This window comes from Rhodoblastus sp. (genome assembly GCF_019449565.1).
Classification (GTDB): Bacteria; Pseudomonadota; Alphaproteobacteria; order Rhizobiales; family Beijerinckiaceae; genus Rhodoblastus.
In genome coordinates this window covers 100521-122290 of sequence record NZ_JAGRPM010000013.1, presented here as the reverse complement: position 1 = coordinate 122290, position 21770 = coordinate 100521, and the positions used below count along the sequence as shown (strand labels likewise).

At 65.2% G+C, this 21770-nt stretch carries 19 protein-coding genes; all 19 read right to left on the bottom strand.

Annotated elements, in window-relative coordinates; translation table 11 throughout:
* Positions 1-72: 72 nt before the first annotated feature.
* Entirely contained in the window at positions 73-570 is a 498-nt protein-coding gene (locus QZ409_RS03265) for an Hsp20/alpha crystallin family protein (RefSeq protein WP_296707074.1), read from the bottom strand.
* Between the two features lie 149 nt (positions 571-719).
* Complete coding sequence (locus QZ409_RS03260; RefSeq protein WP_296707072.1) at positions 720-1169, bottom strand: iron-sulfur cluster assembly scaffold protein; 450 nt, start codon at positions 1167-1169, stop codon at positions 720-722.
* A gap of 79 nt (positions 1170-1248) precedes the next feature.
* The gene (locus QZ409_RS03255) at positions 1249-1530 is read right to left on the bottom strand and encodes an acyl-CoA-binding protein (RefSeq protein ID WP_296707070.1); all 282 of its coding nucleotides are present in this window, start codon (positions 1528-1530) and stop codon (positions 1249-1251) included.
* 91 nt (positions 1531-1621) lie between these two features.
* Positions 1622-3718, bottom strand: coding sequence for an NAD-dependent DNA ligase LigA (gene ligA, locus QZ409_RS03250; RefSeq protein ID WP_296707067.1), 2097 nt, complete (start codon positions 3716-3718; stop codon positions 1622-1624).
* A 49-nt stretch (positions 3719-3767) separates the two neighbouring features.
* Positions 3768-5438 carry a DNA repair protein RecN gene (gene recN / locus QZ409_RS03245; protein WP_296707064.1) on the bottom strand — a complete coding sequence of 557 codons (1671 nt, stop codon included), beginning with the start codon at positions 5436-5438 and terminating at the stop codon, positions 3768-3770.
* A 56-nt stretch (positions 5439-5494) separates the two neighbouring features.
* The gene (locus tag QZ409_RS03240) at positions 5495-6376 is read right to left on the bottom strand and encodes an outer membrane protein assembly factor BamD (RefSeq protein WP_296707063.1); all 882 of its coding nucleotides are present in this window, start codon (positions 6374-6376) and stop codon (positions 5495-5497) included.
* Positions 6377-6687: 311 nt separating this feature from the next.
* Positions 6688-7638, bottom strand: coding sequence for a UDP-3-O-acyl-N-acetylglucosamine deacetylase (gene lpxC, locus QZ409_RS03235; RefSeq protein ID WP_296707061.1), 951 nt, complete (start codon positions 7636-7638; stop codon positions 6688-6690).
* Positions 7639-7998: 360 nt separating this feature from the next.
* Complete coding sequence (gene ftsZ / locus QZ409_RS03230) at positions 7999-9828, bottom strand: cell division protein FtsZ (protein WP_296707059.1); 1830 nt, start codon at positions 9826-9828, stop codon at positions 7999-8001.
* Between the two features lie 93 nt (positions 9829-9921).
* Entirely contained in the window at positions 9922-11235 is a 1314-nt protein-coding gene (gene ftsA, locus QZ409_RS03225; protein ID WP_296707057.1) for a cell division protein FtsA, read from the bottom strand.
* Positions 11232-12074 carry an FtsQ-type POTRA domain-containing protein gene (locus QZ409_RS03220; protein ID WP_296707053.1) on the bottom strand — a complete coding sequence of 281 codons (843 nt, stop codon included), beginning with the start codon at positions 12072-12074 and terminating at the stop codon, positions 11232-11234. The genes ftsA and QZ409_RS03220 overlap by 4 nt, the downstream gene beginning before the upstream one ends.
* A 143-nt stretch (positions 12075-12217) precedes the next feature.
* Positions 12218-13141, bottom strand: coding sequence for a D-alanine--D-alanine ligase (locus QZ409_RS03215; protein WP_296707052.1), 924 nt, complete (start codon positions 13139-13141; stop codon positions 12218-12220).
* A 166-nt stretch (positions 13142-13307) separates the two neighbouring features.
* Entirely contained in the window at positions 13308-14237 is a 930-nt protein-coding gene (gene murB, locus QZ409_RS03210) for a UDP-N-acetylmuramate dehydrogenase (RefSeq protein WP_296707051.1), read from the bottom strand.
* Positions 14234-14935, bottom strand: a complete 702-nt coding sequence (locus QZ409_RS03205; protein WP_296707048.1) for a glutamine amidotransferase — start codon at positions 14933-14935, stop codon at positions 14234-14236. Before QZ409_RS03205 ends, murB begins: the two co-directional genes overlap by 4 nt.
* The gene (gene murC, locus QZ409_RS03200) at positions 14932-16341 is read right to left on the bottom strand and encodes a UDP-N-acetylmuramate--L-alanine ligase (RefSeq protein WP_296707046.1); all 1410 of its coding nucleotides are present in this window, start codon (positions 16339-16341) and stop codon (positions 14932-14934) included. The genes QZ409_RS03205 and murC overlap by 4 nt, the downstream gene beginning before the upstream one ends.
* A gap of 24 nt (positions 16342-16365) precedes the next feature.
* Positions 16366-16869 carry a DinB family protein gene (locus QZ409_RS03195; RefSeq protein ID WP_296707045.1) on the bottom strand — a complete coding sequence of 168 codons (504 nt, stop codon included), beginning with the start codon at positions 16867-16869 and terminating at the stop codon, positions 16366-16368.
* A 27-nt stretch (positions 16870-16896) separates the two neighbouring features.
* The gene (gene murG, locus QZ409_RS03190; RefSeq protein ID WP_296707042.1) at positions 16897-17988 is read right to left on the bottom strand and encodes an undecaprenyldiphospho-muramoylpentapeptide beta-N-acetylglucosaminyltransferase; all 1092 of its coding nucleotides are present in this window, start codon (positions 17986-17988) and stop codon (positions 16897-16899) included.
* 2 nt (positions 17989-17990) lie between these two features.
* On the bottom strand, positions 17991-19148 hold the full coding sequence (locus tag QZ409_RS03185; RefSeq protein WP_296707041.1) for a putative peptidoglycan glycosyltransferase FtsW: 1158 nt from the start codon (positions 19146-19148) through the stop codon (positions 17991-17993).
* A gap of 58 nt (positions 19149-19206) precedes the next feature.
* Complete coding sequence (gene murD / locus QZ409_RS03180; protein WP_296707039.1) at positions 19207-20628, bottom strand: UDP-N-acetylmuramoyl-L-alanine--D-glutamate ligase; 1422 nt, start codon at positions 20626-20628, stop codon at positions 19207-19209.
* Positions 20628-21770, bottom strand: a complete 1143-nt coding sequence (mraY, locus tag QZ409_RS03175; RefSeq protein WP_296707037.1) for a phospho-N-acetylmuramoyl-pentapeptide-transferase — start codon at positions 21768-21770, stop codon at positions 20628-20630. Before mraY ends, murD begins: the two co-directional genes overlap by 1 nt.

The following is a 21770-nucleotide window of genomic DNA, read 5'->3' as shown; positions in this document are numbered from 1 at the left end:
AAAAGCTCCGGCCCCCATTTGAGGGGGCCGGCCAGAAGCTTCGATGTTCACTTTATTTGCGCTATTGCGCGGTCAATGCGCGGTCGGCGGTTCTTCGACCTTCGGCGCTCCAATCGTGACCGGGATGGTCTTGGCGGCCGTGACCTTGGCGGCGGGTTTCTGAACGGTCAGATGCAGCACGCCCTTGTCATAATGGGCGGCGATCGCGTCCGTCGCGGGTTCGAACGGCAGGCCGATTGTGCGATAGAACGAGCCGAAACGGCGCTCGGTCACATGCCAATCTTTCTCCTCGCGTTTGGTTTCCATGGTCTTCTCGCCGGAGACGATCAGACGATCGCCCTCGACGCGAACCTTGATGTCCTTCTCGTCGACGCCCGGAATTTCGAGCGTCGCCTCGATGGCCGTCTCAGTCTCGGCGATATTCATCGCCGGAACATGCGGCATGCCCTCTTTCATCTCGGGAACTTCAAACATTTTCGGAAGCTCGCGCCCCAACAGATCCCTTTGAAGAGTGCGGAAGGGATCCGTCATAAATTCGCGCGTCCAGAGATCCGGAAGCAGGGTTTTCATGACAGCCTCCTGTCCGCCCCGCAGCCGCGAGTACTAGGCTCGCATCCTGGCGGGGCGCCCGAAGGACGACGCCCGACTTGCGTAAAGGGCGTAACCCCTCGCTACATTCGCTAATATAATCTATTCGCCGAAAAATGCATTGACCGGGATCATTGACGCGCCTCGGCGGCGACGCCCTGCTCGATCTTGTCCAGAGCCTCGGCGACAGCGTCGAATACCAGCAGGATCGAGGCGTGGCGCGCCTTGTAGTCGCGCGCGGGCTCAAGCACCCCGGCGTCGGCAAAGCGGCCCTGCGGCGGCGGGCCGTTCTCTTTCAGCATTTTGCGCATGTCTTCGCGCAAGGAGCGCAATTCCTCCGGCGCGGCGCCGATGATGTGTCGTCCCATCACGGACGACGCCGCCTGCCCCAGCGCGCAGGCCTTGACGTCCTGCGCGTAATCCGAGACGCGCCCTTCCGCCAGCGAAAGATCTATGGTGATGGAGGAGCCGCACAGCCGCGAGTGCGCCGAAGCGGAAGCCTGCGGCGCCGACAATCGGCCGAGTCGCGGAATATTGGCCGCGAGTTCGAGGATCTTCTGGTTGTAAATATCGTCAAACATGGCGTCTCACAGGGCGCGCCGCCCGCCACTCAAATAGAGCGCCAAAGCTTCGCCCGCAAGACGCCGCGCGCGAGGGCGCTCAGATCTCGACGCCGTTTTCGCGCGCGAAACCTTCCGCCAGCGCCACATATTGGCGCATCGCCTCGCCCTTCGGGACGCCTTGGTTCTTCGACCAGGCCTCATATTTGAACTTGCCGACCAGATCGAACATGCCTGGCTTCTCGCCATGGGCGTCGCCGTCCCGCGCCTGGCGGAATAAGCCGTAAAGCCTGAGTTTCAATTCGTTCGACGGCTGCGCCGGCCCCTCGGGCGGCAGCGCCCTGATCCTCGCGACAACTTCATCGAAACGCTGCTGAATCATGTCCATCCTCTCCCCTTCCGGCCTCAAAGCCGAAATCGCAAACAAGATGGTTTATATATCAACTAAATAACGAAAAGCCAGTGCCTGTTTGTCAGGACTGCTCTGCTCCGACCAGCCTGAGCCAGGCGTCCTCGTCGATGGTTTCGACGCCCAGCTCGCGCGCCTTGGCCAGTTTTGACCCCGCGTCGGCGCCCGCAACCAGCAGATCGGTCTTTTTGGAAATCGAACTCGACACCTTGGCGCCGAGGCGCTCGGCCATGGCCTTGGCCTCGTCGCGGGTCATCTTGACCAGCGCGCCGGTGAAGACCACGGTCTTGCCCGCCACGGGGCTGTCACTTTTCACCGCCTCCATCGGCACGATGCGCACTTCCCGCACCAGAGCGTCCAAAGCCTGCTCGTTATGCGGCTCGGTGAAGAAATCCGCGACCGCTTCGGCGACGACCTCACCGATCCCGTCGATATCATTGATCCTTTTTCGCGCCTCGCTGTCCGGCGCCGCCTGCCGAGCGACCTCGCGCAGGGCCTCGAACGTCTCGAAAGAGCGCGCCAGCCTGATGGCGTTGGTCTCCCCGACATGGCGGATGCCCAGAGCAAAGATGAAACGGTTCAGCACGATCTCGCGCCGCGCCTCGATGGCGTCGAACAATTTCCTGGTCGAGACCTTGCCGAAGCCCTCGAAATTCTCGATCCGGGTCAGGCTTTTGCTGTCACGCTCCTGAAGCGTGAAGATATCTGCTGGCGTCTTGATCAGCCCTTTCTCGAAGAAAAACGCGATCTGCTTGTCGCCGAGCCCTTCGATATCAAAGGCGTTGCGCGAGCAGAAATGGCGCAGTTTCTCCACCGCCTGCGCCGGGCAGACCAAAGCGCCGGTGCAGCGGCGGGCGACGTCGGCCTCGCCGGTCTTGGGGTCGATCTCGCGCAAGGCCGCCGAACCGCAAGCCGGGCAGACGTCCGGCATCTTGTAAGGCTCGGCGCCCGCCGGGCGTTTCTCCGGCACGACGCCGAGTATCTGCGGAATGACGTCGCCCGCGCGCTGCACGATCACCGTGTCGCCGATGCGAATATCCTTGCGCGCGATCTCGTCCTCATTATGCAACGTAGCGTTGGAGACGACCACGCCGCCGACCGTGACAGGGTCCAGTCGCGCAACGGGCGTCAGCACGCCGGTGCGGCCGACCTGGATCTCAATGCCGCGCAGGACCGAGGTCGCCTTTTCCGCCGGGAATTTATGCGCCACGGCCCAGCGCGGCGCGCGTGAGACAAAGCCCAGCCGCTGCTGCAAGGCCAGCTCATTGACCTTGTAGACCACCCCGTCGATGTCATAGCCCAGCGACCCGCGCCGGCTCTCGATATGGCGGAAATGCGCCAGCATGGCCGCCGCCGAACGGCACAGAACGGTCAGCGGATTGACCGTGAAGCCATAGGCGCGGAACGCCTCGACTACGCCCAGTTGGGTGTCGGCTGGCGGCCCCGGCTCCGCCGCGCCCCAGGCATAGGCGAAAAATTTCAGCGGCCGCGACGCCGTCACATTGGCGTCGAGCTGGCGCAGAGAGCCCGCCGCCGCGTTACGAGGATTGGCGAACAGCGGCTTTTCCGCCGCCGCCTGCCGTGCGTTGAGCGCCGCGAAATCCGCATGGCTCATATAGACCTCGCCGCGAACGTCGAGGATTTGCGGCGGCGCGCCCACGAGTCGATGCCGGATATCGGCGATGGTGCGGACATTGGCGGTGACGTCTTCGCCGACGAGGCCGTCGCCGCGCGTCGCCGCATTGACCAGCAACCCGTTCTCATAACGCAGCGAGCAGGACAGGCCGTCGATCTTGGGCTCGGCGGTGAAAGCGACTTCCGCTTCGGGCGCCAGGCCGAGAAAGCGCTTCACGCGGGCGACGAATTCTTCCAGTTCGTCATCGGCGAAAATATTGCCGAGCGAGAGCATGGGCACGGCATGCGTGATCTTGGCGAATTTCTCCGCCGGAGCCGCCCCGACCTTTTTGCTGAGCGAATCCTCGCCGGCGAGTTCGGGAAACTGGGCTTCCAGCGCCTCGTAGCGCCGGCGCAGGGCGTCGTATTCGGCATCGGAAACCACCGGCGCGTCGTTCTGGTAATAGGCGCGGTCATGCGCGGCGATTTCCTCGCCGAGCTTTCGGTGTTCCTCGCGCGCACGCGAAAATTCGTCGCTCTTGCTCATGCCCAAGAATTAGCGGAATTTTTTTGCCGAGGCGACGGCTGACAGCGCGTTATTGCGCGTTTTCGATCAGGCGCGCTGCGGCGGCGCGGGCTTCCTCGGTAATGGTCGCTCCGGCCAACATGCGGGCGATCTCCTCACGGCGATGCTCGTCGAATAGCGGCGAGACCGTTGTCGCGGCGCGCGCGCCCTTGTCCGCGAGGTCCTTGGAAATCCGCATATGGGTGGTGGCCCGCGCGGCGACCTGCGGCGCATGAGTGACGGAAAGCACCTGCACCCGCGCGCCGAGCCGAGCCAGCCTCTGCCCGATGGCGTCCGCCGCCGCGCCGCCCGCGCCCGAATCGATTTCGTCGAACACCAAAGTCGGCGCCGAGCCGCGATCGGCCAGCACGACTTTGAGCGCGAGCATGAAACGCGATAATTCGCCGCCCGAGGCGACCTTCATCAATGGGCCGGGGCGCGCGCCGGGATTGGTCTGCACCCAAAACTCCACCCGCTCGGCGCCTTCCGGCCCGATCTGCGATTCATCGGTGACGACCTGAGCGGTGAATACGGCGCGTTCGAGCTTGAGCGGCGGCAATTCGGCCGTCACGGCGGCGTCGAGGCCCACAACCGCCTTGACCCGCGCCGCGGTGAGCGCGGCGGCGCATTGGCGATAATGCGCGTTCGCCGTCTCGCACGCCTTGCCCAGCGCGACAAGGCGCGCCTCGCCTGCGTCGAGCGCGGCGAGATCGGCCGCGAATTTTTCCGCCAACGCGGCCAAGTTGTCGGCGGGGGTGGCGTATTTGCGCGAGGCGCCGCGCAAGGCGAACAGCCGCTCCTCGACCTGCTCCAGCGCGCGGGGGTCGAATTCGGCGTCGCGCAAAGCCTGGTCGATCGCCTGCTGCGCCAGATCGAGCGCGTTCAACGCCGAATCGAGCGCCTTCAGCGCCGGCTCGATCAGCTGCGGGGCCTGGGACTGCCGGCGCTCCAGCCGCCGCAAAGCCGCCGAGAGCGTGGACATGGGCGAGCCGTCGCCCGAAACGCTTTCCTGCGCGTCGCGCAGATCGCCGACCACCTTTTCCGCCTGCATCATGGCCGCGCGCTGAGCGGAAAGCGCCTCCTCCTCGCCCGCGCGCGGGTCGAGCTTCGACAATTCCTCATGGGCGTGGCCGAGATAATCGGCCTCCTTCCGCGCCGCCTCCACCGCCGCCTTTTCTTCCCGCAGGGCTTTTTCTGCCGACCTTAGCGCGGAAAAAGCGGCGCGGGTCGCGGCCAGAAGGTCGCCATGCCCGCCAAAGGCGTCAAGCAAAGCGCGATGGACATTGGGATCGACCAGGGCGCGATCGTCATGCTGGCCGTGGATTTCGACCAGAGCGTCGCCGATGGCGCGCAGGGCCTGGATGCTGACGGGCTGGTCGTTGACGAAGGCGCGGCTGCGGCCGTCGGCCATTTGCACGCGGCGCAGAATCAGGTCGCCCTCGACGGAAAGCTCCTGTTCGGCGGCGGCAAGCCGCGCGGGATGACCCGCCGGCGGATCGAATACGGCGATCACCTGCCCCTGCGACTGGCCTGTGCGCACCAGCCCACCGTCGCCGCGCCCGCCGAGCGCGAGCGAAAAGGCGTCGAGAAGTATGGATTTGCCCGCGCCGGTCTCGCCGGTCAACACGGTCAGGCCGGAGCCAAAATCAAGCTCCAGCCTGTCGATCAGGACGATGTCGCGAATCGCGAGCTGGACCAGCATAAAACCTGCCTCGACCCGGGTATGATCTCGTCAGCAGGAATAAGACGAAACGCCGATCAGCTCAATCCGACCTTTTTGAAGGATTTGGAAATCCAGGATTCCTGATGATCCTGGGGCGTCAGGCCATCCGCCCGAAGGCGCTCGACGGCCTCCTTGTACCAGACCGAATTGGGGAAATTCGCGCCGAGCACAGCCGCCGCCGTCTCCGCTTCATTGGTGATTCCAATGGCGAGATAGGCTTCAGTCAGGCGCTCGAGCGCCTCCTCGGCCTCGCGAGTCGTCTGATATTTGAACAAAACCTCGCGGAAACGGTTGATCGCCGCCGTGTAATTCTTGCGCTTGAGATAATAGCGGCCCACTTCGAGTTCATGGCCGGCGAGCTGATCACGGCAGATCTGGATCTTGTAGCGCGAGTCATCGGCATATTGGGACTTCGGATATTTATCGACCACCGTCTGATAATATTTCAGCGCCTTGATCATGCGGTCCTGGTCGCGCTGCACATCGGGCATTTCGCCATACATGGCCTGACCCGCCATATAATTCACGTAAGGCGCGTCGGAGGCGTTGGGATAGAGGGTGTTAAAGCGGTCGGCGGCGGTGGAGGCCTCGACATAGGAGCCCGCCAGATAATTGGCGTAAACTTCCATCACCAGGCCTTTACGCGCCCATTCGCCAAACGGATATTGCTTCTGGAGTATGGCGAAGTCCTTGGCGGCGGACTCATAATCGTGTTTTTCGAGCTTGATCAGGCCTTCGTTATAATAGCGTTCCGCCGGGACGTTCGGATCGACCTTCATCTCATATTTACTGCCGCCGAAGGGATTGAGATCCTCCAACGAAAAACACTGCGCGGATGAAACGAACCCCATCGTCGCCACGCCCGCCAGGACGGCGACGCGCAAAGTCTTGAGGCTTTTAGGGTTCGTATGGATCATTCAAACACGCTCGCGGTAAGGCGGGCGCGCTGACCGCCCACTCTTGCTTCAGACATTCTTACGGAAACGCTTTCAGAACCTCGGTCCCGCGCGCCGTTCCCCCACGCGAATAGCGCCGCGCGCGCAAAAGAAAAAGCGATTTTTTACGGCAATTTTAAGACTTCACGGTTCTGGCGACGCCGCCCGCCTCCGGCGCCGACGCCGTTGGAACGACCTAGGAACGACCATGGGCCAGAATGCAGCCGCCCCCCGGAAGGAACGCGAGGGGCGGAGGAAACGGTTCGGCTTTGAAATGTTCCGGCCTTCTAGGCTCAGCTGCGCTCGGGCATGAACACTGGGGAGGCGGCGAGGCCGAGATCGGCGCGAACGCCTTCACGCGGGGCCGGCGCGGCGTCGACGAAGCGATAGGCGGTGCGGTCGGAGAACAGCGCCGCCAGAACGGCGACGTTCAGCTTGTGGCCGCCGCAATAGGAGCGATATTCACCGACGAGCGGTCCGCCAGCCAAAGCAAGATCGCCGACGGCGTCGAGCATCTTGTGGCGCACGAATTCGTCGGAATAGCGCAAGCCTTCCGGATTGATCACGCGGTCATCGTCGATGCCGACCGAATTGTCCAGCGAGGCGCCGAGCGCGAAGCCAGCGGCAATGAGGCGCTTGACGTCGGCCAGGAAGCCGAAGGTGCGGGCGCCGGCAAGTTCGCGACGGAAGGCGGCGGGATCGAGATCGAGAATTTTCCGCTGGCGGCCGATCGCCTCGCTCTTGAAATCGATTTCGACGTCGAGGCGGAAGCCGCTGTCGGCGGGGCGGAGTTCCGCGAAGGCGCGGCCCTGTTCGACGCGGATGGGCTTCAGAATCTTGATGTAGCGGCGCGAGGCCGCCAGCTGCTTGACGCCGACGCGGTCAATCGCCTCGACGAAGGCGGCGGCCGAACCATCCATGATCGGAACTTCCGGTCCGTCGACTTCGACGAGGCAATTGTCCACGCCCAGACCTCGCAGGGCCGCGACAAGATGCTCGATGGTCGCGACCATGTGCTGCGCGCCGTCGCCGATGACGGTGCAGAGTTCGGTCATGGTCACCTTGGACCAGTTGGCTTCGATGCGGCGGCTCCCGCCATTGGGCAGGCCGCTGCGCAGGAAGACCAGGCCGCTATCGGCTTTGGCGGGATTCAGGACGAGGCGGACGGGCTTGCCGGAATGAACGCCAATGCCCCCGGACAGGACAGTGCGATCGCGGAGAGTCGTCTGGAAGCGCGGCTTCATATTTTTTCCGTCTGCTCGTCTCGCCGAATGGCAGGATCGTTGCATTTTCGCCATTGTCTCGCCGCAAGAAGCCCGGCTTGGTTTGCCGGCAGCGGTTCGACGAAGGGCAGGAAGAAATCCCCGAAGAGACCCGGAACCAAGGGCGGCCCCATGAGTTTCCTCGATTCGTCATCTCGAAGGTATCTCGCAGGGCGCGACATACCAAATCACTCTTTCTTACGGCCCTGTTACAAATTAACCGCATTTTCGTCCCAGTCGCCTTAATGAAACATTTGCCTTTAGCCTGCGCTGGCGCTTCTAAACGAAAAAAACCCGCCTTTCGGCGGGTTTTTGCTTTTTTCGTCCAAATGAACTGATTCGTCAGTTCGACTGGCGGCGCAGGAAGGCCGGAATTTCCAGATGGTCTTCCTCGGCGCGGGGATAGCCGCGGCCATTGGCGTCAACCGCCGAGGCCGGACGCTGCGCCGGCGGGCGCTTGGCGTATTCGGCGTGCGCGGGTGAAGGCTGGGCCGGACGCGGCGCATAGGCGACCTGGGCAGGCGCCGGAGCCGGGATGGCGGGAGGCGCCATTTGCGGAGCGATCTGAGGCGCCGCCATCTGGGGGGCCATCTGCGGGGCGTGGGCGGCCTGCTCTTCGGCGCGGCTCATCCCGAAGGTGGCGAGACGCTCCAGCAGAGTGCGGCGGCGGGTTTCCGCGGCCGGGGCGGCGGAGGCCTGGTGGCCGGCGGCGCGCATCAGGTTCTGGGCGGGAACCGGAAATTCGTCGATGTTCGGCATGGCCCGCGCGCGGAGCGGCTGTTCAGCCGGCGGCGGAACGAAGGCCGATTGCATCATCGGCGGCTCGGGGCGGCGCGCCGGGGCCTGCGCCGGCTCATGATAGACCGCCGGGGGCGCCGAGGCTGGCTTGATCTGGACCTCGGGATGATGCGGCGCATAGGCCTGCTCCGCGGCCGCACGCGGCTGCTGGGCATAGGCCGGAGCCTGAGGCGCCTGCTGGGCGTAAACCGGGGCCGGGGCGGGCTGCGGGGCATAAGCCGGAGCCGCCGCCTGCTGCGCGGGCGCCTGGTTCACGGGAGCCTGCGAATAATAGGTCTCAGGCGCGGGCGCCGGAGCCGCCGGACGCGCGGTGGCCTGGACCGTCTCGGCCTGGCGGGCCGCGGCCTGGGCGCGCATGCGCTCGACGGCCTCGGCAAGACGCTGGTCGTTGACGTCGGCGACGCCGGCCGGCTTGTCGATGCCGGTGGCGACGACGGAGACGCGGATCACGCCTTCGAGACCCGAGTCGAAGGTCGCGCCGAGGATGATATTGGCGTCCTCGTCCACTTCCTGACGGATGCGGCTGGCGGCTTCGTCCACTTCATAGAGGGTGAGGTCATTGCCGCCCGTGATCGAGATGAGCAGGCCCTTGGCGCCCTTCATCGAGACTTCGTCGAGCAGCGGATTGGCGATGGCCGCCTCGGCGGCAAGGATCGCGCGGCGCTCGCCAGTCGCTTCGCCGGTGCCCATCATGGCCTTGCCCATGTCGCGCATGATGGCGCGGACGTCGGCGAAGTCGAGATTGATCAGGCCTTCGCGCACCATCAGGTCGGTGATGCAGGCGACGCCGGAGTAAAGCACCTGGTCGGCCATCGAGAAGGCGTCCGCGAAGGTCGTCTTTTCGTTGGCGACGCGGAACAGGTTCTGGTTCGGGATGACGATCAGCGTGTCGACGGACTTGTGCAGCTCGTCGATGCCGCCGTCGGCGAGGCGCATGCGGCGCTGGCCCTCGAACTGGAACGGCTTGGTCACGACGCCGACGGTGAGGATGCCCATTTCGCGCGCGGTGCGGGCGATGACAGGCGCAGCGCCGGTGCCGGTGCCGCCGCCCATGCCGGCGGTGACGAAAACCATGTGCGCGCCGGTGAGATGGTCGCGGATTTCCTCGATCGCCTCTTCGGCCGAGGCGCGGCCGACTTCCGGCTGCGAGCCGGCGCCGAGACCCTCGGTGACTTGCAGGCCCATCTGGATGATGCGCTCGGCCTTCGAGCTCATCAGCGCCTGGGCGTCCGTGTTGGCGACGATGAAGTCGACGCCGGCCAGGCCGCAGGTGATCATGTTGTTCACCGCGTTGCCGCCCGCGCCGCCCACGCCGCACACCATGATGCGGGGCTTGAGTTCGCGCAGTTCCGGCGCTTTCAGATTGATCGTCATGGTATGGCCTCTTGTCTTGTGGGCGCCACGCCCGCGCTGTTTGCCGTTTTTTTGAACCTCAGGACCGAAAACGCAGGCCCTGAGCTGCACTCGTTAGAAACTTTCCTTGAGCCATCGGCCGACCCGGCCGAAATAGCCCGCTTGCTGTCGCTCGATCCCCTGCCCCGCACGGCTCGGCTCGAAATATTCGACATTGGAGAATTGCGGATAAACCAGCAGGCCAACCGCCGCCGAAAAGCCCGGGCTTTTCGCCGATTCCGGCATGCCTTGCACGCCGAGCGGACGCCCGACGCGAATCTGCCCGCCGAGGATTCTGCGAGCGGCTTCTGGCAGGCCCGTCAATTGGCTGGCGCCGCCGGTCAGGACGATTCGGCCGCCCGACGTCGCCGGGAAACCGGCGGCCTTCAGCCGATCGCGCGCCAGTTCGAGGATTTCCTCGACGCGGGGACGGATGATGCGCGAAAGCTGCGATTTCGGAATATGCATGGGGCTTTCGCCCTCTTCCCCGACCTGAAGCACCGCGAGCGTCTCGCGGTCGTCGGAGGGCGAGGAGATCGCGCTGCCATAGAGCGTCTTGAGCCGTTCGGCGTCGGCGAGCCGCGTGTTGAGGCCGCGCGCGATGTCCATGGTGACATGCTTGCCGCCGACCGCGATCGCGTCGCCATGAACGAGACGCCCGTCGCGAAACACGCCCATGCCGACCGAGCCGCCGCCAAGGTCCATCACGGTCGCGCCGAGCACGGCTTCGTCATCGACCAGCACGGCGAGGCCGGATGCATAAGGCGTGGCGACGACGGCTTCGATCGACAAATGGCAGCGCTCGATGGCGAGCAGGAGATTGCTGAGCGCCGCGGCGTCGGCGCTGACGACATGCAGATCCGCGCCCAGCCGTTCGCCGATCATGCCCTTGGGATCGCGGATGCCGGAGGCGCCGTCGAGCGAGAAGCCGGTGGGCAGGCTGTGCAGGATGGCGCGGCCATGCCGGGCCGTGCGCAGGCTGGTCGCCTCCAGCACGCGATGAAGATCGGTCTCGGAGACGCCGTTCACCAGCGGCACGCTGGCCTGATAATAAGTGGAGCCGAGCCGGCCGCCATGATTGGCGACGATGACGCTTTCGACCTGGACCTTGGCCATGCGCTCGGCGGCGTCGACCGCGAGGCGCACCGCCGCTTCGGCTTCGTCCATGTCGATGACGACGCCGCCCTTGATGCCGCGCGAACGCTGGTGGCCGATGCCAAGGATGCGGGTGCGATGCGTACGCCCGCGCAACATGTCGGATGGCTCGGCCGGGATCAGCTTGGCGATCAGGCAGACGACCTTGGAGGCGCCGACGTCGAGCACGCAGAGAATTGAGCTCTTGCGCGTTGAGATCGGCTTGATCCGGGGCAGATGCACGGAAGCGATCATATATGCGCTCCCTTGCCATGCGGCTTCGCGGCTTCGCGCGCGGCGGCGGCTTCTTCCGTGAGGCGGACGTAGAGCTTGCCCGGAATGCGCAGGTCGAGCGAGACGACGTCCTTTTCGAGCACACGGGCCTCCTGTTCGAGCCGCGCGAGGCGGGCCACGGCGGCCTTGGCGTTGACTTCCGGCAGCATGACGTCCACGCCGGACGCCATTTTCAGCGTCCAGCGGCGTTGAGACACCAGAATTCCGGCGCGGATCTTGCCGCGCAGGTCGCCGGCGGCTTCGAGCAGGCCGAGATATTCGTCGATGCGCTGATTTGCGCCCTCCCCCACCACGAAAGGCAGGGATTCGAATTTCGGGTCGCGCAAGGCGTCGATCGGCTCGCCATCGGCGGCGATGATCGAAACCGCGCCGTCCTTCTGCCACAGGCCGTAGGGGCGGCGCTCGGTCACGTCAATCACGAGGCGATCAGGGAAAAGCTTGCGCACGCTCACGTTCTTGACCAGCGGCAGCGCGAGCAGCTTGCTCCGCATCTGGTCGGCGTCGAGGAACATCAGCGACTGCTTGGCGTCCACGCCCGCAGCGCTCAGGATTTGCGCCTCGGTCAGCTCGACCTGGCCCGCGATGGTCACGGTATCGATTCCGAAGCCGAGCGCGCGCGCGGCCATGTCGCGCGGCCGCCCGTAATCATGGATGAAATCCTGGTATTGCCCACCGGACGACGCGCCGAGATAAGTGATTCCGGCGAGGAAGGCGATGACAAGGCCGGAGCCGAGCCCCGGAAGGCGCAGGAATCCAACCAGCTTGCCTTCACCGCCGCGCGATCCACGGCGCGAACGCATCGAAGCCGAATTCCTGGCGCTCTTGTTCCCGGAAGTCTTGTTTTGGCCCAGGCCGTGCGGACGCAGCAGGGAGAAACCAGCCGCCTGGCTCGCCGGCCCGGCAAATGCGGCGCGCGGCGAAGCCAGGGCTGGATCCAGCCCGTTTACCGATCGCAGGAGGCGTCGTGCACCATCCATTTCACAAGCTCACCGAACGAAATGCCGGCATATGCGGCCAATTCCGGCGCTAGCGAGGTCTCTGTCATGCCCGGTTGCGTATTGACTTCCAGCACGACGAGCTCGCCCGTACCTCCGGGGCGATCGTCGTAACGGAAGTCGGTCCGGCTTACGCCGCGACAGCCCAGAGACCTGTGCGCCTTCAAAGCCAACTCTTGGATGATTTGGTAAATATTTTCTTTAACTTTTGCCGGAAGTTCGTGAATAGACCCTCCTGGCGCATATTTCGCATTGAAGTCGTACCAGCCTCCGCCGGCGGCCTTGATCTCGATCACGCCAAGCGCCCGATCGCCCATCACGGCGCAGGTCAGCTCCCGTCCGGCGATGTATTTTTCCGCGAGCATCAGGTCGCCATGGGACCAATCGGGGCGCAGCAGCTCCTGCGGCGGATGGGAGGTTCCCTCCTGCACAATGAAAACGCCATAGGACGAGCCTTCCGACACCGGCTTCAGCACATAGGGCGGCGGCAGCACATGCTCCTTCGCCGCCTCGAACCGCGTGACGACCTTGCCCGACGGAACCGGAACCCCCGCCGCCGCCATGACGATCTTGGCCTTGTCCTTGTTCGCCGCAAGCGCCGAGGCGAGCACGCCCGAATGGGTATAGGGAATGCGCAGCAGCTCCAGCACGCCCTGGATGATTCCATCCTCGCCGCCCGGCCCGTGCAAGGCGTTGAGCGCGACATCGGGCTTGAGCTTGGTCAGGACGTCGGCCACGTTGCGGCAGACGTCGACGCGCGACACCTGAAAGCCTTCCGCTTCGAGCGCGCCGGCGCAGGCCTCGCCGGAGCGCAGGCTGACGCTGCGTTCGCTCGAAAGGCCGCCCATCAGAACCGCGACATGTTTGGTCATGGTTTTCCCTCAAATTTCTCCACAACGCCCCTTCTCCCCTTGTGGGAGAAGGGGGATCGCCGCCCTGCGGCGGCGAGACGGTTGAGCGGACGCCAGGCGCCAGGAACGCCCCCTTCATCCGGCGCTATCGCGCCACCTTCTCCCGCAAGGGGAGAAGGGTTTCAGCCTAGCTTTTCACGCCGATGCGCTTGATTTCCCAATGCAGCTCCACGCCCGTCTCGGCTTTCACACGGGCGCGCACCTCGTCGCCGAGATTTTCAATGTCGGCGGCCGTCGCCGCGCCGCGATTGATGAGGAAGTTGCAGTGCATTTCCGAGACCTGCGCGTCGCCGACGACGAGGCCGCGACAACCGGCGCGGTCGATCAACTGCCACGCCTTCTCGCCGGGCGGATTCTTGAAGGTAGAGCCGCCGGTCTTTTCACGGATCGGCTGCGAATTCTCACGCGCTTCGGTGATCCGGTCCATTTCGGCCAGGATTTCCGCCGGGTCGCCGGGGCGGCCCTGAAACAGGGCGCTGGTGAAAATAATGTCCTCGGGCGCGCCGCTGTGACGATAGGTCATCTGCAGGTCGGCGACCGTGAATTCTCGGATCGCGCCGCTGCGATCCACCCCGCCCGCGGAGACAAGAACATCCTTGGTCTCGCCGCCATGGGCGCCGGCGTTCATCCGCAAGGCGCCACCGATGGCGCCCGGAATGCCGCGCAAAAAGGCTAGCCCGCCAAGACCCGCATCCGCCGCCGCCTTGGCGACGCGCATGTCGGGCGCGCAGGCGCCCGCCCGCAGGCGATGGCCAGGCTCGACCGAGATTTCGCCAAAGGCCTTGCCGCCAAGCCGGATCACCACGCCGTCGACGCCGCCGTCGCGCACGATCAGATTGGAGCCGAGCCCGATGGTCGTGACAGGGACGTCAAGCGGCAGAATTTTCAGAAAATAGGCAAGATCGGCCTCGTCGGCCGGGCTAAACAGAACTTCCGCCGGACCGCCGACGCGAAACCAGGTGAAGGGCGCCAGTGGCTGGCGCGACGCGAGCCGCCCGCGCAGCTCCGGCATTTTTTCCGCGAGCGCCGCCGCGAGATCCTTCGTTTCTACGCTCATGCGAAGGCTCCCTCGAACCAGGCGCGGAACAGCTTCCTGCCCGCTTCCGCTGTCGCCGCGCCGTGGCGCGCGGCCTGAACGCGCAGATCGCGCGGGTCGATCCCGGCCTTGCCCAACTCGACCGCATGACCGATCAGCCAGGCTTCGAGCGCGGAGGGTTCGACCTCGGCGTGGAATTGCAGTCCGAGCGCATAAGAGCCGATCGAAAAGGCCTGATTGGGGCAGACGTCCGTGAAAGCGAGGCGCCGCGCCCCCTCCGGCAAGTCAAAGGCGTCGCCATGCCAATGCAGGGCCATTTCGCGCTCCAGCGCGGCGAGCGGCGAGGCGCGGCCTTCATCCGTAAGCGTCAGCGGCGCATAGCCAATTTCCTTGGCAGGCCCCGGCGCGACCCGCGCGCCGAGCGCCGCCGCCATCAATTGCGCGCCGAGGCAGACGCCAAGCGTCGGCTTCCTGGCGGCGAGCCGCGCGCCGATGGCCGCCATCTCCTCGATCAGGAAGGGATAGGCCTCGGTTTCGTAAACGCCGATCGGCCCGCCCAGCACGACCAGCAGATCGCAGGATTGGATTTCTTCCGCCGGAAAGGGATCGACGCCAACCTCACAGATGCGGGTGACGAAGCCGCCGGCGTGAAGTTGCGCCGCCAGAACGCCAAGCCCTTCAAAGGCGAGATGGCGCAGGACGAGGCAGCGCTGGCTCACAAGGCGTCTCCCGCCGCCAGCTGGTCCGGCAGCGCATAGGCCCATTGCGTGATGTTGCCGGCGCCGAGCAGGACAACATAATCGCCCGGCGCGGCGAGATCGCGGATGATGTCCGGCAGGTCGTCCGCGCGCGGCAGGGCCAGAGCCTGGCGATGGCCGTGCGCCTTGATGGCGGAGACCAGCGCCTCCTTGCTGACGCCCTCGATGGGCGCCTCGCCGGCCGCATAGACGTCTGCGACGATGACGACATCGGCGTCATTGAAGCAGGTCGCGAATTGGTCGAACAGGCTCTGCAACCGGGTGTAGCGATGCGGCTGCACCACGGCGATCACCTTGTGCTCGGTCGAGGCGCGGGCGGCGCGCAGCACGGCCGCGATTTCGACCGGGTGATGGCCGTAATCGTCGAAAATGATCGCGCCCTTCCATTCGCCGGTGCGGGTGAAGCGGCGCTTGACGCCGCCGAAGGCCGCCAGCCCCCGGGTGATGTTCTCGATGCTGACGCCGAGCTGCCAGGCGACCGCGATCGCCGCCGTAGCGTTGAGCGCATTATGATGTCCGGGCATGGGCAAGACCAGATCGGCCAGGACTTCCTCGCGCCCGTGCAGACGGTCGCGAAGCGTGACATTGAAGCGCGACACGCCGCCGGTCAGGTCGATATTGGAAAGCCGCACGTCGGCCTGCGGGTTTTCGCCATAGGTGACGACGCGGCGGTCCTCGATCTTGCCGACCAGCTCCTGCACGGTCGGATGGTCGAGGCACATCACCGCGAAGCCATAGAAGGGCAGGTTTTCGACGAAGGAGCGGAAGGCCTCCTTGATAGCGTCGAAGGTCTTGAAATGATCGAGATGCTCGGGGTCGATATTGGTGACGACCGCAACGTCGGCGGGCAGCTTCAGGAAGGTGCCGTCGCTCTCGTCGGCCTCCACCACCATCCACTCGCCCGCGCCGAGCCGGGCGTTGGTGCCATAGGCGTTGATGATGCCGCCATTGATGACGGTCGGATCGAGGCCGCCGGCGTCGAGCAGGGTCGCGACCAGAGAGGTCGTCGTGGTCTTGCCATGGGTGCCCGCGATGGCGACGCATTGCTTGAGCCGCATCAGCTCGGCCAGCATTTCGGCGCGGCGCACCACCGGCAGGCGTTTTTCGCGCGCCCCGGCCAGTTCCGGATTGTCACGCTTGATCGCGGTCGAGACCACCACCACCGCCGCTTCGCCGAGGTTTTTGGCGTTGTGGCCGAGGAAGATGCGCGCGCCCTTGTCGCGCAGGCGCTTGACATTGGCGTTGTCGGAGGCGTCCGAGCCCTGCACGTCATAGCCGAGGTTGAGAAGCACTTCGGCTATGCCCGACATGCCGATGCCGCCGATTCCGACGAAATGAATGGGGCCAAGTTTGCTCGGCAATTTCATTTTTGCGACTCCAATGAATTGGGCTCAGGCCACGCGCGGCATCAGGATCAGGTCCGTGTCGTTCGGCTGCGCGCCAAGGGCGGTGAGCAGCGCATGGACCTGCCCGCGATGATGGGCCTGGTGGTTGAACATATGCGTGACGGCGATCCAGCGTGGTTGGCGGGCCTCGCCGCCCAGCAAAGCGGAGCGCCAGACGAGGTCGCCGGCAAGATCGGCGGGAGCGAGACCGTCCGCCCAGGTGACGATGAAATCGTCCAGTTCGGCGCGGCGCTGGACCAGAAAGTCCCAATCGGCCAAGTGTTCGACGCCGGGAAAGGGCGTTTCCGGGCGCGGCAGGCCGGCGAGGCGGCTCATCCACATTTCATCCGCCCAGAGCAGGTGGTTGAGGCTGGCGTGGACCGATTTGAAAAAAGCGCCGCGATCCTCGCGCCTTTGCGCGTCGGTCAGGCCCGAGGCGGCGGCGAGCAGGCTGGCGTTCTGCCATTTGTTATAGGCGGCAAAAGTCTGGACATAACCGGGTTCGATCATGGGCCTCGCTCGCGCTGGGGACCGCCGTCAAAGCCCGGCGGTCTTGAGCGCCAGATCGGCCAGACGTTCGGCGGCGTCGGGAATGCCTGCGCTCTTGGCCGCTTGCGCGCGCCGCGTCAAGTCTTTTGGCTCGGCGAGCGCCTGAGAGAGCCGTTCAGCCAGCCAATCCGGGGTGAATCCGTTCTGTCGCATCACCTCCGCCGCGCCGGTCTTCGCCAAATGGGCCGCATTGGCGGCCTGATCGGCGTCCAAAGCGTGGGGGAAAGGCACCAGGATCGACGGGCGCCCGATCACCGCCAGCTCCGACACGGTCGAGGCGCCGGAGCGCCCCAGCACGAGATGCGATTGGGCGATGCGCAACGGCAGGTCCGCGAAGAAGGGCGCCGCCTCGAAGGCGACGTTCAGCCGCGTATAAGCTTCCTGCACCCGCGCGAGATCTTCGCCGCGCGCCTGCTGGACGATGACCAGCCGCGCGCGCAGTTCGGGCGGCAGCAAGGCGATGGCGGCGGGCGCGACGTCGGACATGATGCGCGCGCCCTGCGAGCCGCCCGTCACCAGAAGATGGAGCTTGCCATCGGCGAAATCCGGGAAAGGCAGCGCCGCCGCCTCCAGCACCGCCGGGCGCACCGGATTGCCGACCAGCACGACCTTTGCGCGCAAAGTTTCGGAAAGTCCGTCGAGCGTGGGGAAGCCGCTGGCGATGACCTGCGCGCGCTGGCTCAAGAAGCGATTGGCGCGGCCCATCACCGCATTCTGTTCATGCAGTATCAGCGGAATCCCCCGCAACGAAGCGGCGAGCGCGGGCGGCACGGTCGGATAGCCGCCGAAGCTCACGACCACACGGGGCTTGATCCGGCCAAGCAGGCGATAGGCCTCGACGACGCCCTTCATCAGCGTCAGCGCCGCCAGACCCTTGGCGACGGCGCCGCCCGAGGTCGGCGTCGCCGAGGCGATTTCATGAATCTCCTCGGCGGGAAAGTCGGCGCCATATTTCAGCGCGCGCTCGTCGGTTGCGAGGCGCACGCGCGCGCCGCGGGCCACCAAGGCGTGGGAAAGCGCCTGCGCCGGAAAGAGATGGCCGCCGGTGCCCCCGGCGGCGACGAGAATGAGGTTGTCCATTGTCATTCCGCCGGCGCCGCGATGGGCGCATTGACGCGCCGATCGAACATCAGGTCCGATTTCGGGCGCTTGCGCGTCACGGCGATGAGGAAGCCCATGGAAATTCCGAGCGAGATCAAGGACGAGCCGCCATAGGAGATGAAGGGCAAGGTCATGCCCTTGGCCGGCATGAGGTGCAAGTTCACCGCCATATTGATGGAGGCCTGGAGGCCGAACAGAAGGGCGATCCCCGCCGTGGCGAAGCGGCAGAAAGGATCTTCGTTCTTCGCGGATTTCAACAGCGCGCGCAGCACGATGAAGGCGAATAGCCCGACGATGCCCATGCAGAATAGCAGGCCGAATTCCTCGCCGGTCACTGCGAAGATGAAGTCGGTGTGGGAATCCGGCAGGATGCGCTTCAGCACGCCCTCGCCCGGCCCCTTGCCGAACCAGCCGCCGGAAATGAAGCTGTCGAGCGCGGTGTCGACCTGAAAGGTGTCGGCGACGCCTCCGGTCTGGCCTGGCTCCAGAAAGTGCATGATGCGGGCACGCACATGCGGCACGAATTTATAGGCCAGCACGATCGCGCTGGAGGCGAAGCCGACCAGCCCCGCGAGCCAGATCCAGTGCAGTCCCGCCATGAAGAACATCAGGCCCCAGACCAGGCAAATCAGCATGGTCTGGCCGAAGTCGGGCTGGAGCACGAGCGGCACTACCGTCAGGGGGAGCAGCAGGACGGCGATCCAGTTTCCAGGCACGTCGCGGCGTTTGGCGCCTTCGGAGATCGCCCAGGCGGCAAGGATGACAAAGGCGGGCTTGAGGAATTCGGAGGGCTGCACGCCGAAGATCCAGCGCCGCGCGCCCTTGACCTCATGACCGAACAACAGCGCCGCAAACACCAGCCCCATCGAGACAATGTAAAGCGCCAAAGCCGCGCGGCGCACATGACGCGGCGGCAGAAAGGAAAGGCCCAGCATCAAGGCGATCGAGGGAATCAGGAATTCGACCTGCCGGTTGACGAAATGGAACGACGGCAGATGCAGGCGATCGGCCACCGGCGGGCTGCCCGCCATGATCAGGACGAGGCCCAACACGATGACGGCGCCGATGGCGGCGAGAAGCCAGCGGTCCACCGTCCACCACCAGGCGGCGGCGATGGAGCGCTCCGCGCGAGAGACCATGGGAACCTCCTTTTTGGCGGCGGATTTCCGCCCTGTTCAGATCACGCGGTTTGAACACTCAAAATAACGCGCCCTGCGCGCCATTCTCACCCAGCAACGGTTGAACCTGCTCGCGAAAGGCGTCGCCGCGCTTCTCGAAATTGGCGAACTGGTCATAGGACGCGCAGGCGGGCGACAGCAGCACGACCGCCTCCGCCGCGCCGCTCTCGGCGGCGTCCCGCGCCGCCGCCGCTGTCGCGACCTCGAGCGTCCCGCACTGCTCGTAAGGAACCGCGCCTTCCAGCGTGGCGGCGAAATCCGGCGCCGCCTCGCCGATCAGATAGGCCTTGCGCACCTTGCCGAACAAAGGCCGCAGCGGCTCGATGCCGCCCGCCTTGGCCTTGCCGCCGATGATCCAGAAAATATCGTCGAAGCTTTGCAGCGCCTTTTCGGCGGCGTCGGCGTTGGTCGCCTTGCTGTCGTTGACGAAGAGAACCGCGCCCTTGCGCCCGATCTGCTCCATGCGGTGGGCGAGGCCGGGGAAGGAGCGCATGCCGAGGCCGATTTCGTCATGCGCCAGTCCGAGCCGTTCGCAGGCGGCAAAAGCCGCCGCCGCGTTCTGGCCATTATGGGCGCCGCGCAAGGCCGGGGCGCGGGCAAGGTCGAACAGGTTTTCTTCCAGTGTCTTGAGCGCGGGCAGAGCGAAAGCGCGGCGCAACCGGCCCGCTTCGAAGCAAATGCTGGCGAGCGCATTCGGCCGGCTGTTGGCGATGCCGACGACCGAGTGAGACGCGCGCTTCAAATATTGGAAGATCGCTTCGCACCAGTCGTCGTCGCGCCCGACGATGGCGAATTCCGAGCCCTCGACCAGGCGTTGCTTGATGGCGGCGTAATTTTCCATCGTGCCGTGGCGGTCAAGATGGTCCGGCGTCAGATTGAGCAGCAGGCCGACGCTTGGATCGAGCGAGGGCGCGAGATCGATCTGGAAGCTCGAACATTCGATCACATGGACGCGGTCGAGCGCCGGCGGCTCCAGATCGAGGATCGGCACGCCAATATTGCCGCCGAGCTGCACGTCGAAACCAGCCTCGCGGAGGATATGGGCGATGAGCGCCGTGGTCGTGCTCTTGCCATTGGTGCCGGTGATCGCGACCAGCGGCGCGCCCGGCGCGACCAGCGCGCGCTCGCGGCAGAATAGCTCGATGTCGCCGATGACCGGGACGCCCGCCTCATTGGCTTTCTCGGCGCTCCAGTGCGGAGCCGGATGGGTCAGCGGCGCGCCCGGCGCCAGCACCAAAGCCGCAAAGCTGGACCAATCGGCCTCGCGCAAGTCGAACAGATAGATCCCTTCCGCCGACGCCTTGTCGCGCGCGGCGGGCGAATCGTCCCAGGCGTTGACCAAAGCGCCGCCCGCGGCGAGCGCCTTGGCGGTGGAGAGGCCGGAGCCGCCGAGGCCAAACAGAGCGATCGATTGCCCGGCGAGGGAGGTGATCGGAATCATCAGCGCACCTTCAACGTGGTGAGGCCCAACAGGGCCAGAACGAATGCGATGATCCAGAAGCGCACAACGACCTGCGGCTCGGACCAGCCCAATTGCTCGAAATGGTGATGGATGGGCGCCATCTTGAACACGCGCTTGCCGGTCATCTTGAAGGACGCCACCTGCACGATGACGGAAAAGGCCTCCATCACGAACAGGCCGCCGACGATGGCCAGCACGATCTCGTGTTTCACCGCCACGGCGATGGCCCCGAGCATGCCGCCGAGCGCGAGAGAGCCGGTGTCGCCCATGAAGATCTGCGCCGGGGGCGCGTTGAACCAGAGGAAGCCGAGCCCCGCGCCGATCACCGCGCCGCACATCACCGTCAGCTCGCCGGCGCCCGGCACATAATTGATGCCAAGATAATGCGCGAAAATGTCGTTGCCGGCGAGATAGGCGATGATGCCGAAGGTCGCGGAGGCGATCATCACCGGCACGATGGCGAGGCCGTCGAGGCCGTCGGTGAGATTGACCGCATTGCCGGAGCCGACGATGACGAAAGCCGCGAAGGGCAGGAACAGCCAGGCGAGATCGACGATCCAGCCATGGACGAAGGGCGCTGCCAGCTTGGTCGCAGGCGAAGCCGCGGTAAAGGGCGAGATGAAGGCGTGGAAGAAATCGCCGATCGACGCCACCGGGCCGGAGGCCGACGCGCACATCATGAAATAGGCGGCGAGCATGGCGATACCCGCCTCGCCCGCGAGACGTGAACGGCCGGAAAAGCCCTTGTGGCTCTGCTTGGTGACCTTGAGATAATCGTCATAAAAACCGATGACGCCGAAGCCGAGCGTCACGAAAAGCGTGATCCAGACATAGGCGCTCTTGGGATTGGCCCACAGCACGGTGGAGACCACGAGACCCGACAGGATCATCAGGCCGCCCATGGTCGGCGTGCCCTTTTTCGCCAGATGCGATTGCGGGCCGTCCGTGCGGATCGGCTGGCCCTTGCCCTGCTTCAGCCGCAGCGAAGCGATGATCGCGGGACCAAAAAAGAAGACGAAAGCCAAAGCCGTGGCGGAGGCGCCGGCGGCGCGAAAAGTGATGTAGCGAAAGACATTGAGAAGACTGAGGTAATGCGAGAATTCCGCGAGCCAGGTGAGCAT